The organism is Bradyrhizobium sp. HKCCYLS1011 (assembly GCF_051167795.1).
In the GTDB taxonomy this organism is placed as follows: Bacteria; Pseudomonadota; Alphaproteobacteria; order Rhizobiales; family Xanthobacteraceae; genus Bradyrhizobium.
On sequence record NZ_JBNPTT010000008.1, the window covers coordinates 1 to 15,434 of the forward strand.

Below are 15,434 nucleotides of genomic sequence, written 5' to 3' on the forward strand. Positions count from 1 at the left end.
GGGGGGGACATCGGTTTGCAGGATGCTTTCCCCGGCCTTGAGCGGGAACGCGATGCGACAACGAAGTCCGCCGGCATCGAGATCCAACGCACCCCGGCCTTTCAGCTCGTAGGGAACGCGTCGGGTGATCAGCTCAGTCCCGAAACCCTTACGGCGGTCCTGCTGCGGCGCGATCTCCACGCCGCTCTCCTGCCAATCCAGTTCGAGCCAGCTCTGGCCGTCGACCGGCTCAACTTTCCACAGCGAGGCAATCCGGCCGGTGGGGACGCGGAGGGCGCCATATTTCACGGCATTGGTCGCGAGTTCATGGATCGCGAGCGTTAGCACCTCGGCGGCCTTGGGCGCGAGCGTGAGCCGGGGCCCGCCGATCGTCACGCGTGCTGCGTCGGCCGCCTGACTCAGCAGTTCGTCATGGATCAAGCTCTCCAGGTCCACGCCGACCCCTGCTCCACGCGTGAGCAGCGCCTGGGTTCGCGCCAGGGCGGCAATTCGGCCGCCCAGCCGTTCGCGGAACTCCCGCGTTGTGCTGCCACTGTCGCCGCGGTTGACCAGCGATCCGACCATCGCGAGAACGTTGCGGACCCGGTGCTGCAATTCGGCGAGAAGCACCGCCTGGCGCTCCTCGTTGCGTTGCCGCTCGGTCACATCCTGTCCGATCTTGAGGAAGCCGCGGATCGTGCCGTCACCGTTGCGCAATGCCACCGTTTTTCCGTCGAGAAAGACCAGCCCACCGTCCTTCCGCATGTGCCAGCGCGTGTTGGGCGCCTCGCCGTCGGCGCGGGCCCGGCTCAGCTCCTGTTCCGGTACGCCCTTCGCCCGATCTTGCGGCGTGAAGATGCCGGAGGCCGGCCGCCCCAGCATCTCCTGCTCGTCCCAGCCGAAGACGGCGGCAGCGCCGGGCAGCCAGCTGATGATGTTGTCCTCGGCATCGCTGAACATGATCGCGTAGTCGCTGGCGTTCTCGGCAATGAGACGGAGGCGCTCGTTGCCGGTCTCCAACTCGCCGAGCAGCGCCTGAAGCTCATACTGCCGGTCTCGCGCGCGCAACGCCGCGCGGATCGAGCTGGTCAAGGTGATCACCTGAACCGGTCGCTCCAGCAGCGTCACGTTGCGAAGCGATGTCACCAGCTCCGCCCGCCAGACGGCGACGCGTCGCTGCGGCAGATGACTCGTGAGAATGACGAAGGGCAGGTCCGACCAGGCCGGCTGGTTCCGGACCCACGCGGTCAATGGCGCGAGATCGCGGCCGAACAGTCCCTCTTCGGTCGCGACCACGGCCAGGCAGTCCGCGCTCAGTCGATCGACCAGCGCCGTATGATCGGCGCATATCGTCGCGGTGATACCGATCCGCGCCAAGATGTCCGCCGTGGCCGGCCCATCTCGGCCGACCGGAGCGAGGATCAAGACTGTGCCGCCATCCATCTCAGACCTAATTGCTCGGTTCCTTTATCGTTGGTAGTTCCTGCTCGCCGCGGTAGACCGGCGTGCCTGAGAAGATCCCGGAGAACTGGGCGAGCGGCGGACCGAGCGCGATGCCACTCCTGGTGAGCCGGAATTCACGTATCGTGTGCTCGTGGTGTCCGCTTCGCTTCTTGACCACGGAAAGCGCGCGCCGCACCGAACCGCCAACTTCGAAATATCTGAGCATCACGACGGCATCGCTCAGATAGCTGATGTCCAGCGGCGTATCCATCGGGCCGACCAGGCCGTGCTGTGCCAGCACGAGAATGGTCAGCACACCCTTCTGCCCGAGATAAGTCAGCAGTTCATGCATCTGCAGAACCAGAAAACGCTCGTCCGGCATGGCGGCAAGGTAGCCGTTGAGACTGTCGATGACGATGATCCGCGCACCATCGTCCTCGACGCTGGCGCGTACGTTGGCGGCGAATTCTCCGGGCGAGAGCTCGGCGGGATCGATCTGCTGGAACCGCAGCTTGCCCGATGCCATTGCCTGGTCGAGCGGCAGGCCGAGCGTGCGGGCGCGCGCCTCCAGCGTGCCGCGGCCCTCGTCGAAGGCGAAATAGACCGCGTGTTCGCCGCGATTCGCTGCGGCCAGCGCAAAGGACAACGCGACCGATGATTTGCCGACACCTGCGGAGCCGATGAACAAGGCATTGGTGCCGCGCTCGAGGCCGCCGCCCAGCAGCTTGTCCAGTTCGGAATTGCCGCTCGGCGCGAAGTCGCCGCGGAAGTCGCCATGATGCTCGGCGGCGATCAGGCGCGGGAAGATCTTGAGGCCACCTGTCCGAATCGTGAAGTCGTGATAGCCGCCGCGGAACTTGATGCCCCGCATCTTCACCACGCGAATGCGGCGGCGCTCGGCGCCATAGTCGATGGCGACCTGCTCGAGACTGATGACCCCGTGCGCGATCGAGTGCAGTTGAAGGTCGGTATCCGCCGATGAGAGGTCGTCCAAGACGACCACGGTGCAGTTGCGTGCGGCGAAGAAATGCTTGAGCGCGAGGACCTGGCGCCGGTATCGCAGCGGATTCTGCGCCAGCAGCCGCAGCTCGGAGAGGCTGTCGAACACGACCCTGGAGGGGTCGAGCGCCGTGACCTTCTCGAACACGAGTTTGGTGGTCTCGCTGAGCTCGATCTCGGCGGGGTGCAAGATCGTCAGTTGCTGGTCAGGATCGAGGGACGTTTCCGGCGGCACCAGCTCGAAGACATCGATGCCGTCAAGCGTCCAGCCATGGCGCTTCGCGACCAGGGCCAATTCGCGGCGGGTTTCCGATAGGGTGATGTAGAGCACCCGCTCACCGCGCCGTACGCCCGCGAGCAGGAACTGAAGCGCGATCGTGGTCTTGCCGGTGCCCGGACGGCCTTCATACAGATACATCCGATTGGGATCGAACCCGCCGCCCAGGATGTCGTCCAGGCCCTCACTGCCGGTGGATACGCGTTCGAAACCGGTTTCTTCCGGGTCGCTCCCCAGGTCGTCGCTTGCCATCTCGCCACTCCCGATGCCCGGGCTCACAAAAGCCGGTGACGTCGTTCCGCCCAGGCTGGGAACAGGCCACCCGAGCCTCACCCCGCATCCCTGCCTTGTGCCGCGAAGTGTAGCTCGGGGACACCGGACTCGTAGAGACAACTCGCGAGATTGGCACCCGATCGGCCTTCGTCGCATTCGTATAGGTGAATCGCACGATCCGTATGCCGGGCGTAAGTTGCGACGGCAAAGTCACACACACCTGCAGGTTCCTTGGTCGCCTGAAAAGGTCTTGCGGCAAGTGAGCCAGCGACCTCCGATCGATGGCACCGGTTCGCGCTTTGTTGATAGCGCGTGATGACATTTCTCCTATGGCCCGACGCTCCAGACAGCATGGAGCTGAGACTGCTCGGCTCCTGTCATAGGGAGAAGACAAATGACCAGAGTTACCTTTGCATCAGTCGCGCTGATCGCGGCAATCGCAGTCACCACTCAAGCTCAGGCCGCCCGCAGCAGCAATGCCGCGGCGCGGCACGCCACGAACAAGAGCCATACCATCACCACCGATTGCGTGCGGGCTCCGAATGTGGGCGCGTATGCCACGGCGCCCTACACCGAACCTCCTTGCATGCCCAACAGTTCCAACTGATCAGCACGACGATCGGGCTGGCATCTATCGCCAGCCCGATTACGCGGCGTAGCGCAACTGGCCATTCGATCCGACCCTCCGCGGGATGCTCGACTGCCGCCACCGGCCTGCACGGATGGCGCACAATCACGGGCCTTTCACTTCCGACCGAGCTGACCGCGCGGCTAAATGTTGCGCGCCAACCCAGCCCCAAACTCGCCATGCTCGGGAGCCCGGCGAAGGACTTCAGATGATTGAAAGTGACGAATCCCGCTTGCTGGAACAGCTGCTCAATGACGCCTGGGACTATCATGACCAGGAGAGTGTGCGCCTTGCGAGCGAGCTCGAAGCGGTGAGCCCGGCGGCCGTGTTGCCCCGCCTGCTTGCGCCCTTCCTCCATCTCTCCATCCACACGATCGGGACGCATTTGGGCGATTGGCCGCGCGCGCTCATCCTAGGCAAACGTATTGCCGCAGGCCATGCGCCCGACCTCGAAACGATGAAGGCCTGGGGGTGGCTCTATGTTGCCGCCGTCCTCAGCGGCGATTTGGTCGAAGCGGCGGATGTCGAACTTTCTTATCTCAAAGCCGCCGGGGACGATTTCGGTGCGGCCCTGCTGGAGCTGCGCTTCATGCTGTCCGAGGCCTTGGTCGGCTCGAAACGCGTTGGTGAAGGCGCACGACTTTATCGTCGCGCGCTGGATGTCGTCGGCCACGTCCAGCCGTCGGCGCGTTTGGACCGCACCATCGCAGTCGCCAGCAACAATCTCGCTTGGGAGCTCTACGAGATGTCGCCGCGCACGGCGGATGAGGGCGCCTTGATGCAACTCTCGGCCGAGACCAGTCTCAAGTTCTGGCTCAAATGCGGCAATTGGACCAATGCCGAGCGCGGGCATTATCTCAACGCGCTGGTCGCCAATGTCACCGGAAATCCCGAGCCGGGTCTGACGCATGCTGACACGGCGCTCGCGATCATCGCTGCCAATGGCGAGCGTCCGCTCGATGCCGCGCTGCTTCATTTGGCGCGAGCCGTGTCGCTTGCCGCCTTGGGCGATGCCGACGGGGCGGCGCGCGCAGTTGGCGATGCCGAGGCTGCCGCTACAAAGCTGGCCGCAATGGACTTGAAGGCGCGTTTCGCTGCCGAGCGGGCCAAGGTGTTGGCCGCTGTTCTCTGAACTGACGTCGACGCGCTGGGCAACGGTCGTATGCTGTTGGGCAACACCGGGGTCTAGCGTTTGCGCGTGAGATGCCGGTTCAGACCTTTCTGGCTGTCAGCCAGCAGCTGGTCGTACAATCTGTCGATCTCGCGCGTCTGATCGGGCGTGACATCCTGCAGATGCAGCGCTCTCAGCTCATCCTCGGTTGGCTGATGAGTCCGACCGTTGTGGATCGGCCAGGGTCCGCTGTGAAGCGGCGGGGGCGCCTCAGCCGCAAGCGCGGTGGGCGCGCCAAGTGCGATCGTCCTTGTCGCAAGCAGTGCATAGACGAGAATAGCACGTCGTAATTTATCAGCTGTCATTGCAGGTCTCCGTGCCGAGGGTCGCGGCATACGATGATGCGGCGCTGAGGGGCTCGCTCATCTTCGGAGATCGAATTGTCGTCGTCTTAATCCAACAACATCGCGTGAGATCGATAATCGCGATGCGGGCTGCGAAGAGTTTGTTCCGCATCGATACGATTGGCCGCAATTTTTCAGGGTTAACCGTCGCTCGACATATCAACCCCGATTCTCTTGCCTCCGTTGAGGTTGCGCGACAGCATAGATGCAATTCGGGAGGATGGGGTTACGTCCTTGCGGCGAGCCAATGGTTTCGGCGACTCAGCGATCCCGGCGCAATCCGTCCTGTCCCCTGTGCCCGGATCGCGTCGCTGCACCTTCGGGGACTCTGTCGAGAGAACAAGGACGGCCGATATGCTCAATGACTCGTGGTTCCGGAGAGAGATGAAGGCGGTCGCTGATGGGGTCGACCAGCTGTTCAACGGCAAGTCGATTGACGGACCCAAGCGCCGCAAGTTTGGCTTCGTTCTCGTGGTGTTTCCGTTCCGCAAGGGCAGGGGCCAGGTTCGCTTTGTGTCAAACACCACCAAGCGGCGCGCGACGAGCGAATTGCAGAAGCTGGCAGATGATCTCGCCGGTTCCAGCACGTGGCCGGGTGCCAAGCCTGTGCGCGCGAGACCCCGGCAGAGGCCAAGCTGAACTGCTCGTCCATCGTCAAATGCAACACCTGCGCGCCTAGGGTTGCCGATGGCGTTGGAAAGCTGCTGCTACGTTTCGCGGGGTAGGTTCGCGGCGCGGTGTTGCTAACAAGCCGGGGGGATATCTCCGCCTGCTGCTCAGGGTTTCGTCGGATGTTGTTCCTGAGGAGGGACAACTACCCCAATAGATAGCTCGAACCCGGTGGCTGTTGGGGGATGGCACTGCGGCTCTCATGAGCGGTCCATCCAAAGGAGGAATTCTTCATGGTCAGAAAGACGCTTTTCGCCCTCGGCGTTGCCGCGGTCCTCGCGCTCGCACCGAGCGCTGCTTCCGCGCAGCGCGGCTTTCACGGCGGCGGGTTCAGCCGCGGATTTGGGGGCGGTTGGGGTGGCGGTGGTTGGCGTGGTGGCGGCTGGCGGGGCGGCGGGTGGGGCTGGGGCGCACCCGCGGTCGGGATCGGCCTCGGATTGGGGCTCGCCAGCGCCGCGGCCTGGGGTCCAGGCTGGGGCGCTCCCGGCTGGGGATGGGGTGGGCCGGGGTGGGGATATGCCGGCTGGGATAACTGCACGCGATGGCGCCGGGTCTGGACCGGCTGGGGTTGGCGCCTGGTGCGGGTGAACGTGTGCTGGTAGCAGCCGCATGATCGGACCGGCGACGTCCGGTCCGACGCTACCAATTGAGAGTTAGTGAGACCGTAGACTTATGAGCGCGCCGCGACGGAGCGAGATCGTCCGTCACGGCCGATAGCGCGCGGCCGGGTGCGGCGCGGCGAGCCGCGCGCGGCCGAACATCTTCTCGCGCAAGGTGCCGGGTTGATAGGCCTTCTTGTAGCGGCCGCGCCGCGTCAGCTCCGGCACCAGCATGTCGGCGACGTCGGCAAAGCTCTCGGGCGACAGCGCAAAGGCGAGATTGAGGCCGTCGACGCCGGTCTGCTCGATCCAGCTTTCGATGGTATCGGCGACCTTTGCCGGCGAGCCGACGAACACCGGGCCGATGCCGCCAATGCCGACATGCTCGGCGACCTCGCGCACGGTCCACACCCGGTCCGGATCGGCGCGGGTGACGTTGTCCATGGCGCTGCGGCCGGCATCGTTGAGCACGTGGCGGACCTCTTGGTCGAGGTCGTAGGTCGAGAAGTCGACGCCGGTCCAGCCCGACATCAGGGTCAGCGACGCCTCGTGATCGATGTAGCGCCGATAGTCGGCAAACTTGGCTTCCGCTTCCGCATCGGTCTCGCCGAGCACGACGGTGGCGATGCTGAAGATGATGATGTCGTCACCCGCGCGCCCGGCCTCGAGCGCCGCCTGGCGGATCGCGGCGACGCGCGGCGCGATGATCTTGGCCGAGGGGCCGGACATGAACACGCATTCGGCATGGCGGCCGGCGAACACACGACCGCGCGGCGAGGTGCCGGCCTGATACAGCACCGGCGTCCGCTGCGGCGACGGCTCGCACAGATGAATGGCGTCGAGCTGATAGTTCGGGCCCTGGTGCGTGACGCGGTGCACCTTGGCCGGATCGGTGAAAATGCCGCTGATGCGGTCGCGCTTGACCGCGTCGTCCTCCCAGCTGCCTTCCCACAATTTGTAGACCACCTCCATGTACTCGTCGGCCACGTCGTAGCGATCGTCGTGCGCCGCCTGCCGGTCGCGGCCCATGCCGCGCGCCGCGCTGTCGAGATAACCGGTCACGATGTTCCAGCCGATCCGTCCCTCGGTCAGGTGATCGAGCGTCGACATGCGCCGCGCGAAAGGGTAGGGCGGCTCGTAGGACAGGGTGCAGGTCACGCCGAAGCCGAGATGCTCGGTGACCGCGGCCATTGCCGAGATCAGCATCATCGGATCATTGACCGGCACCTGTATCGCGTGGCGCAGCGCCGCGTCCGGATTGCCGCCATAGACGTCGTAGACTCCGAGCACGTCGGCCAAGAAAAGCCCGTCGAAGCGGCCGCGCTCCAGCGTCCTGGCGAGGTCGAGCCAATAGGGCAGGCGATGATACTCGCTCGAGCGGTCGCGCGGATGTCGCCACAGGCCGGGCGATTGGTGCCCCACGCAGTTCATCGCAAACGCATTCAGCCGGATGTCCGCAGCCATGGTGCTTCCCTCGATACTTTTGCAGCCCGACCAGATGGCACGCTTCGGCGGTAGCTTTCAATCGCGCATGCGCGCACGGTCGCTTAAGGCGCGCTCAGCCTCAGACATAACCGCCGCATTCCGGGGCAGCCCATCAGGGCTGAACCCGGAATCTCGAGATGCCGATGCTCTGGGCCTGACGACACCAGCGATTGCCCAGTCGCGAATTAGCCCGTGTCAGGATTCCACCGGCGTGATTGAGCGCATCACGGATGTTGCCGAATGAGTGAGAAGAATTCGTCGGCGATCGCTCGCCACCGCTCGGGGTAGAGCCGAAGCAAATGGCCGTCGCCGGGGACGCCGTGGAGCAGCTCGAAATGCGCGCGGCCGCCGGCCGCAGTGAATGCTTGGTCATATTCACGGATCAAGGCCTCACTATAAAGGTGGTCGTTATCCGCATAGAGCCAGAGCTGCGGGACCTTGTCGGCCGCGCCGTGGCCCGCGTTCGCGTAGTAAGGCGTCGTCACCGGTCCGTAGGGGTACCACCCGCCGGAGAAATTCACCACGCCCATCACCTCGCCGGGCCTCAGGCCGGCATAGTGCACACCGAGAAACCCGCCGCGTGACTGACCGGCGAGCAGCACCGGCCCCGGCCGTATGCCGGGCAGTGTCCGGCCATAGGCAATTGCGGAGTCCAGGTCATCGACCGCCTGAGCTATTCCCGCCGAAACATCGATGAGGCTCCCATCGTGAGCGCGCCCGAAATCCTCCTCTCCATTGATTCCCTCAGACCTGCCGCGCCCTCGGCGCATCAGCGCCAGCACGGCAAAGCCGTTGTCGCGAAGCCAGTGCGCCTCGGTCGAGAACGACCAGCTCCTCAATTGGCTGCGGCCAACGTCGGAGCCGTGGGTGAAGATCGCGAGCGGAGCAAGCCCAGGGCCAGCAGGCGGATAGAAGGTCCCTTCAAGCATGATCGGCCGCGTGCCGTCGGGAGTCCGAAGCGTCAGATGCGGAATCCACACCCGCTCGCCGGGCCAAGGCCATTCGACCGGTCGATCGCCCGCGGCAAGTCGTGCGGCATCGGTCCGGACCAGAACGCCGGAACTGACACCGCCGGACTTGAGCGTAGCAGTCAGATACAACCGGTCTGGACCATCAAAGGCGTAGCGGAAGATCCGAAAGCCCGTCATGGTCAGAACGCCGTCGACCACTTGCGCTTCGTCCCGCCACCACTCCCGGTTCATGCCGTAGAAGGATGAGTCCGACTGTGCGAAAACGACGCTTGCATGCCCGTCGGCCGAGACTCGCTCAACGACAAGAATATGCCTATCGTCGTGCCAGGTGCCGATCCACGCGCCCTGAAAGCGGGCAATGTTGGGCGGAACGTCCGTCGCCGGCGTCTCCATATCGAACTTGTCGGGTAACGGAACGATCGATTCGGGGTCGACCGTGAGCGGCTGGCTCTGAGCATTCGGCATGGACATCAAGGACACTATCGAAAAGGTCGCAAGAGCTCTGCGCATAGCTTATCCGACGATACCGCGTATCCAAGTCACGGTTTCCTGCAGGACCTGATCGCCAAATGGTCCTGCAAATTCGTGCACAGCGCTGTCGTGCAGTGAATCATGCAGGGCAAAACCGTGGTCCATCTTCGGCAGCAGCCGCCAGGACCCCATGCTCGGGTGCCGAGCGTTGATGATGGCCGCAATGTATTCGTGATCCATTGCGAGCGTCCTGATGTCGTATTCGCCAAAGAGGGCGAGCACGTGAGCGTCCAAGGATGCCCAGACGCGTGCGACGTTCTGGTCATTCAGTTGCCGCACGTGCTGCAACGTTCTCAGATTGTCGAAGTGCTCATCGTCCTGCGGGAACAGCCTCTTTGCCATTGCCGAGAGCTCAGGGTGCTTGATTGTGGCGTCGTGCACGGAGCTCTTCTCCACGAGAAGGTAGTGGAGAAGTTGTGCGTAAAGACGCTGTTCGTCCTCGACCTTGGCCAGGTCAAATTGCAACAAGTCAGATTGCGATCTGAGCCAACGATTGCGTCGCCAATTTTCGACGAGATACTCCGCGAAGGGCCGCACCACCGTGCCGTAGACGACGATGCCCTTGACCGGCTCCTGTTCGGCCATCAACGGGGCAACCCAGCCACCGGCGCTGTGTCCGAAGATGAAGACATTTCCGGTGTCCACGAAATCATATGTCTTCAGCTTTTTCAGCGCGCTCGTGAACAGCGCAACTTCGTCGTGAAAATCCACGTCGCGACATGGCGTGCCTGTGCTGTCGCCGGTGCCGCTCTTTTCGGCCCGCATGACGGCAAATCCCGCCCTTGTCAGCCCGTAGACCAGCTCACGGGCAAGATTTGGATCGGGTAACGGCCAGTCAACCGAAGAACAGTCCCACCCTTGGACGTAGAAAATGGTCGGCAGCTTGCCCGTGTTGCCGATTGGTAGCGTCAGGATGCTTCGCACCTCGGCCTTGGGCGTTTCGACGGAGTCGTAGAGGACTTGAATGCCGCTCGGCTGTTCGCGAGGAAATTCCCCCGCCGTCACCTCGACATCCAATTCATTGCCGCCTCGCTGCACATGATAAACGGCGCGGTCCTTGGATTTGAGGGATTTTACCCCGGCAAGGAAGTCGTCGACGGACGTGATCGGGGCGCCGTTGAGCGCCAGTAGAATGTCGCCGACCGCGAGCTCGGATCGTGCGGCAGGGCTCCCAGGAAAAATCTTGCCGACACGTACGTGCTTGTCGGGCGCAGGCTGGCCAGTCACGCCCAGAAACGGGCGTCGCGGCAAATCGTGCGCGGCAGTCGCCGAAATACAGAACAGAGAGAACGAGAGGAAGACACAACGCGCTGCAGTGCCAGTCCGAATGGCGAACTTCGGCGAACGCATCCTCAAGCCCTCCGTTCCTGCAGTGGCTCAATCTGCCCGAACTGGGCGAGACCGACAAGCTTCGGCGGCGCGCGCCTAGACCACAACGGCGCGATCAATGCTTGCGTCTGAGATGCCGATGCAAAACGGTTTCCCCGTTCGCAGGCAGCTTACCGGATAATCGGCCGATCTCGCGCGTCTGATCGGGCGTGACACCCCGGTGATGAGGTGCTTTCAACTCATTCACGGATCGGCTGGTTATTCCGGCCGTTGTGGATTGGCCTTGGTCCACTGTGCAATAGCGGAGGCGCAGTAGCCGCCTAGCTGAGCGCAGATCGTATAGCGCGCGTGTCCCATCGGTGCTGAAATCGAATTAAATCTGCTGTCGTGGTAATACGTCGCTGTGCATCCCCTGCGGCGCGGTCGGCCAGCCCGATCCGGGAACATGGAGGTGGTAGATGGGACGACACAGGTGCGTTGTGGTGGCTGCAGCGTTCGGCGCCAGTCTTGTTGCCACACCCGATATCGCTCGGGCCGAATGCGACCGAGCTAAGCCAGTTCAGCCGTTGGCTTCACGCTTCGAGGTCCACGGTGAAACAGCCTATGACACCAGCACCGATCTTACCTGGATGCGGTGCAGCTATGGCCAGCAGTGGACAGAAGCCGGTGGCTGTCTTGGATCGGTCGAACTGTTGGACTGGGAAAGCGCAGTGGGACTTCATTTGCCGGATGGCGCAAACTGGCGGCTTCCGGAGCGAGACGAACTGCAGAGCATCGTGGCGCAGAACTGCAAGAGACCGGCGATCGACGAGACGGTGTTTCCAGCGACACCGTCGATGCAGTTCTGGACAAGCACCGCAAGCGGCCCCTCCTATGCATGGGTTGTGTTCTTCCGAACCGGAATGCCAACGTGGAATTTTCTGAAGACGTCCCGGTTTGCCGTTCGCATGGTGCGAACCGGCCGATGACTGCGGCGCTCAGGACATCGCTATACGCGCGAGAAACGAACTCCACCGCGATTGCAGCAGGCCAACTCACATTCGCTGTTCGGACGGGGGCTGTCGCGAGACTGAGGAATAACGTTCGCCGCGGCGGCAAAAATTTATCTTTCGCTTTTTCAGAAATCGTGCTACACATCCACATCCCGCCTCGGTGCGAGGGGCGTATCGCGGTCGTCACGAACGTGGAGGCGGGGAGCGGTGGCCGCGCGGGCGCGCAGCATTCTTTATTGGATGCGGACGAACGGGCTCGTGCGGACGGCGAAATCGTGTGGTCCTGGCGCCCCGGTGCTGGCGCCAAGCTCGTGTGCTTCGACGAGCATGCGGGTGACGGGGGCAATCAAGCCGGTCCCCGGGGAGATCACGTATAAGCCGTAAGCCCATCGCGCGGGGAGGGCCGGGTGTTCTCGGCCAGACCTGTGGTGACTGCCGCCTGCTTTTCTTTCTGCAGGCGGGCCACGGGCGCGGCCAGCGCCCGGCCTTCCCTGCGCCCTTGCGTTGTCGCGAGGGTGATCGACCAGCACAGCTCGGACGCAAGCGCGCCGCGAGACTCGAAGCTGCGCGCTCAGCCAAACTCGATATGGCAGCAACGGTAGCAGGAAGCGAAGGAGCGGTTGGCCCATGGTGCTGCCGGACAGGATTGAACTGTCGACCTCTCCCTTACCAAGGGAGTGCTCTACCACTGAGCTACGGCAGCAGACGGGACATCGCGAGAATCGGCCCTCAGGGCCGCGACCAAGCGCGGGCGGTTCTTGCCACAAGGTCTCCCCAGGCGCAAGCGCGGCGGCAGGGTGTTCGGGCCAAGAAAGGCCGAGCTGTTGGGGCAAATCGACGAAAATCACGGCCTTGCCGGACCAAAGGCCCAGCTTCGGCCTGCTACCGGCTCTGCCGTTGCAACGGGGACGCCCTGTGGCCGGCCGCACCCTCCCCATCCGGGCAGGAGACCGGCGGCCGGACGGAACTTACGTTCGCCGCCTGTTTCGGCCTTGGCTTTCGGCGGATTGGCCCCAATTGTGCCGTGAAACGACCCGACGGGACCCGAGAGCGCGGGTTCCGGAATCGCAGGACCCGGAAGTGCGGGGGATTGGGGATGACGGAGCAGAAGAGGGACGCCACGCCGGCCAAGGGATCGCGGCAGGACCGGTTGAAGCAGGCATTGCGCGAGAACCTGAAGCGTCGCAAGGCGCAGGAGCGGGGGCGCAAGCCGGGGTCGGCGGTGCCTACCAACCTTCACGAAGCTGGATTAGATGATACCGCCGACGGCGGGCCGGACGGTCCCGCGGGAGGTGTGGACATTGAGTGACGAGGGGACAGCGATGGGCGCGGACAACGGTTTGGACAATGCCGCCACGAGGCGTGCCGAGCTCGCCAAGACCATGCCGCGCTTCGAGCAGACCTTTCCGGAGCTGACCGTCCAGGAGATCGAGCGGCTGCGCGGCTTCGGCGAGCTCCGGTCCTATCGCGACGGCGAGCAGCTGTTTGCGACCGGCAAGCCGGGTCCCGGCATGTTCGTGATCCTGTCCGGCCAGGTCGCGATCACCCAGCGCGATGGCCTTGGCCGGGTCACGCCCGTCATCGACCAGGGCCCCGGCCAGTTCCTGGCCGAGATCGCCCAGCTCTCTGGCCGCGTCGCGCTGGTCGATGGCCATGCCGAGGGCGATGTCGAGGTGATCCTGATTCCGCCGGAGCGGCTGCGCGCGCTCCTGATCGCCGAGGCTGAGCTTGGCGAGCGGATCATGCGCGCGCTGATCCTGCGCCGGGTCAACCTGATCCAGGGCGGCGCCGGGGGACCGGTGATGATCGGGCCGCCGCAATCGGCAGCAACGGCGCGGCTGCAGAGCTTTCTCACCCGCAACGGTTTTCCGCACCATCTGATCGATCCCGCTACCGATCACGATGCCGCCGAGCTGATCGCGCGCTATTCGCCGCAACCGTCCGACCTGCCTCTGGTCGTCGTCTCGGACGGCAGCGTGCTGCGCAATCCGAGCGAGACCGAGCTTGCGCATGCCATCGGCATGATTGGCGGGCCGCGCGGCGAAAAGATCTACGACGTCGCGGTCGTCGGCTGCGGGCCGGCGGGACTGGCCACCGCCGTGTATGGCGCTTCGGAAGGGCTGTCGGTCACGGTGCTGGATTCCCGCGCCTTCGGCGGCCAGGCTGGCGCCAGCGCGCGTATCGAGAATTATTTCGGCTTTCCCACCGGCATCACCGGGCTGGCGCTGACGGCGCGCGCCTTCAACCAGGCGCAGAAATTCGGCGCCGAGATCATGATCCCGGTCTCGGTGACTGCGCTCGACTGCGAGCGCAAGAACGGCGCTTTCGTGCTGTCGCTCGATTGCGGCGACGAGGTGCGGGCGCGCTCGATCGTGGTGGCGAGCGGGGCGCGCTACCGGCGTCCCGACATCCATCGCCTGAAGGATTTCGAGGGCCGCGGTGTCTGGTACTGGGCTTCGCCGATCGAGGCGCGGCTGTGCGCGGGACAGGAGGTCGTGCTGGTCGGCGGCGGCAACTCGGCAGGCCAGGCGGCGGTCTTTTTGTCGGGCCACGTCAAGAAGGTGCGGATGATCATCCGCGGCGGCGGGCTTGCCGCCAGCATGTCGCGCTATCTGATCGAGCGCATCGAGGCGACGCCGAACATCGAGCTGATGTTCAACACCGAGATCACCGCGCTCGACGGCGGGGCCGAGACGGGACTGGAGCGAATCACCTGGAAGAGCCGGCTGTCGGCCGAACTGACCACGGCCGAGATCCGCAATATGTTCCTGTTCGTCGGCGCTGATCCCGCAACGGGGTGGCTCGATGGCTGTGGCGTCACGCTCGATCGCGCGGGTTTCGTCGTGACCGGCGCGCAATCAGAGCAGAACGCCGGACGGCTGGTGTCACAGCTGGAGACCTCGGTTCCCGGCGTCTACGCCGTCGGCGATGTGAGGTCGGGTTCCGTCAAGCGGGTGGGCGGCGCGATCGGCGAAGGCGCGCAGGTCGTCGCTGCACTGCATGGGTTCCTCTCCGACACGCTGAAGCCTGCGAGTTAGCTCGGGAACTGATTAGCTGGGCGAATGAGGTGGTGACGTACCATGTGGAACTGCTCTGGGTTCCACGCTTCGTCGGTAATTTCGCCACATCAGTTGTGGCATTGTGGCGCGCTCTTAAAAGGGGGGAGCCTGCGCCATGATGTTGGGTTTGAGTCTGTCTGCTTTCACTACCCTTCATGTCGTCATCAGCCTGATCGCGATCGTCACCGGATTGGTCGTGATGTTCGGCATGCTCACATCCGCGCGGCTGCCCGTGCTGACGGCGATCTTCCTGTTATTTACGATTCTGACCAGCGTGACGGGCTTCATGTTTCCGTTCACCCAGCTGCTGCTGTCGCACATGTTCGGCATTGCCTCGCTGGTGCTGCTCGCGGTGGCCTGCGTCGCGCTCTATGCGATGAAGCTGAACGGCCTGTGGCGTCCGATCTATCTGTTGACCGCGCTGCTCGCGCTCTATCTCAACGTGGTCGTGCTGGTGGTGCAGGGCTTCCTGAAAGTCCCGACCCTGCATGCGCTGGCGCCGGGCAATCCGCCGGATGGCACCGTCTTCCTGATCGTTCAGGGAATCCTCTTGCTGTTCTTCGTGGGCCTGGTCGCCGGCGTCTTGTGGCGGTTCAGGCCGAAGCCGCTGGCGGCGTGACGGGGCGCGTCGCCGGCCCAGTTTGCGATCCCATGAAATCGCCGTAATCTCGGGACTGTTGCCGGA

Annotated in this window: 13 protein-coding genes and 1 tRNA gene; 7 read left to right on the forward strand and 7 right to left on the reverse strand. The window is 64.0% G+C overall.

What is annotated here, in order from left to right:
• The coding region (locus tag ACQR1W_RS25850) for a sensor histidine kinase (RefSeq protein ID WP_434853469.1) at positions 1-1,107 on the reverse strand (1,107 nt) is incomplete at its 3' end.
• A gap of 322 nt (positions 1,108-1,429) precedes the next feature.
• On the reverse strand, positions 1,430-2,950 hold the full coding sequence (locus ACQR1W_RS25855; RefSeq protein ID WP_434853470.1) for an ATPase domain-containing protein: 1,521 nt from the start codon (positions 2,948-2,950) through the stop codon (positions 1,430-1,432).
• A gap of 415 nt (positions 2,951-3,365) precedes the next feature.
• On the opposite strand from ACQR1W_RS25855, the gene ACQR1W_RS25860 reads away from it, so the two are divergent.
• Together ACQR1W_RS25860 and ACQR1W_RS25865 are read left to right on the forward strand one after the other, a co-directional pair.
• A complete protein-coding gene (locus tag ACQR1W_RS25860) occupies positions 3,366-3,578 on the forward strand; it encodes a hypothetical protein (protein ID WP_434853471.1) in 213 nt (70 codons plus the stop codon).
• A gap of 229 nt (positions 3,579-3,807) precedes the next feature.
• Positions 3,808-4,731 (forward strand): hypothetical protein, encoded by a 924-nt coding sequence (locus tag ACQR1W_RS25865; protein ID WP_434853472.1) that lies wholly within the window; start codon positions 3,808-3,810, stop codon positions 4,729-4,731.
• A gap of 53 nt (positions 4,732-4,784) precedes the next feature.
• Here the strand turns inward: ACQR1W_RS25865 and ACQR1W_RS25870 are convergent, their stop codons facing one another.
• Positions 4,785-5,075 carry a hypothetical protein gene (locus tag ACQR1W_RS25870; protein WP_434853473.1) on the reverse strand — a complete coding sequence of 97 codons (291 nt, stop codon included), beginning with the start codon at positions 5,073-5,075 and terminating at the stop codon, positions 4,785-4,787.
• 393 nt (positions 5,076-5,468) lie between these two features.
• Here ACQR1W_RS25870 and ACQR1W_RS25875 point away from each other — a divergent pair, with 393 nt between their 5' ends.
• Complete coding sequence (locus ACQR1W_RS25875; RefSeq protein ID WP_434853474.1) at positions 5,469-5,753, forward strand: hypothetical protein; 285 nt, start codon at positions 5,469-5,471, stop codon at positions 5,751-5,753.
• Positions 5,754-6,487: 734 nt separating this feature from the next.
• Here the strand turns inward: ACQR1W_RS25875 and ACQR1W_RS25880 are convergent.
• From ACQR1W_RS25880 to ACQR1W_RS25890, 3 genes are all read right to left on the reverse strand, one after another.
• Positions 6,488-7,846 carry an LLM class flavin-dependent oxidoreductase gene (locus ACQR1W_RS25880; RefSeq protein WP_434853475.1) on the reverse strand — a complete coding sequence of 453 codons (1,359 nt, stop codon included), beginning with the start codon at positions 7,844-7,846 and terminating at the stop codon, positions 6,488-6,490.
• Positions 7,847-8,091: 245 nt separating this feature from the next.
• Positions 8,092-9,309: a dienelactone hydrolase family protein gene (locus tag ACQR1W_RS25885; RefSeq protein ID WP_434853476.1), complete on the reverse strand. Its 1,218-nt coding sequence runs from the start codon at positions 9,307-9,309 to the stop codon at positions 8,092-8,094.
• Positions 9,310-9,351: 42 nt separating this feature from the next.
• Positions 9,352-10,719, reverse strand: coding sequence for an alpha/beta fold hydrolase (locus ACQR1W_RS25890; RefSeq protein ID WP_434853477.1), 1,368 nt, complete (start codon positions 10,717-10,719; stop codon positions 9,352-9,354).
• A gap of 461 nt (positions 10,720-11,180) precedes the next feature.
• Here ACQR1W_RS25890 and ACQR1W_RS25895 point away from each other — a divergent pair, with 461 nt between their 5' ends.
• The gene (locus ACQR1W_RS25895; protein WP_434853478.1) at positions 11,181-11,666 is read left to right on the forward strand and encodes a DUF1566 domain-containing protein; all 486 of its coding nucleotides are present in this window, start codon (positions 11,181-11,183) and stop codon (positions 11,664-11,666) included.
• Positions 11,667-12,318: 652 nt separating this feature from the next.
• Here the strand turns inward: ACQR1W_RS25895 and ACQR1W_RS25900 are convergent.
• Positions 12,319-12,393 (reverse strand) — tRNA-Thr (locus tag ACQR1W_RS25900).
• A gap of 393 nt (positions 12,394-12,786) precedes the next feature.
• On the opposite strand from ACQR1W_RS25900, the gene ACQR1W_RS25905 reads away from it, so the two are divergent.
• From ACQR1W_RS25905 to ACQR1W_RS25915, 3 genes are all read left to right on the forward strand, one after another.
• Positions 12,787-12,999: a hypothetical protein gene (locus ACQR1W_RS25905; protein WP_434853479.1), complete on the forward strand. Its 213-nt coding sequence runs from the start codon at positions 12,787-12,789 to the stop codon at positions 12,997-12,999.
• Between the two features lie 13 nt (positions 13,000-13,012).
• Complete coding sequence (locus tag ACQR1W_RS25910; RefSeq protein ID WP_434853480.1) at positions 13,013-14,728, forward strand: FAD-dependent oxidoreductase; 1,716 nt, start codon at positions 13,013-13,015, stop codon at positions 14,726-14,728.
• A 136-nt stretch (positions 14,729-14,864) separates the two neighbouring features.
• The gene (locus tag ACQR1W_RS25915; protein ID WP_434853481.1) at positions 14,865-15,368 is read left to right on the forward strand and encodes a hypothetical protein; all 504 of its coding nucleotides are present in this window, start codon (positions 14,865-14,867) and stop codon (positions 15,366-15,368) included.
• Positions 15,369-15,434 lie beyond the last annotated feature (66 nt).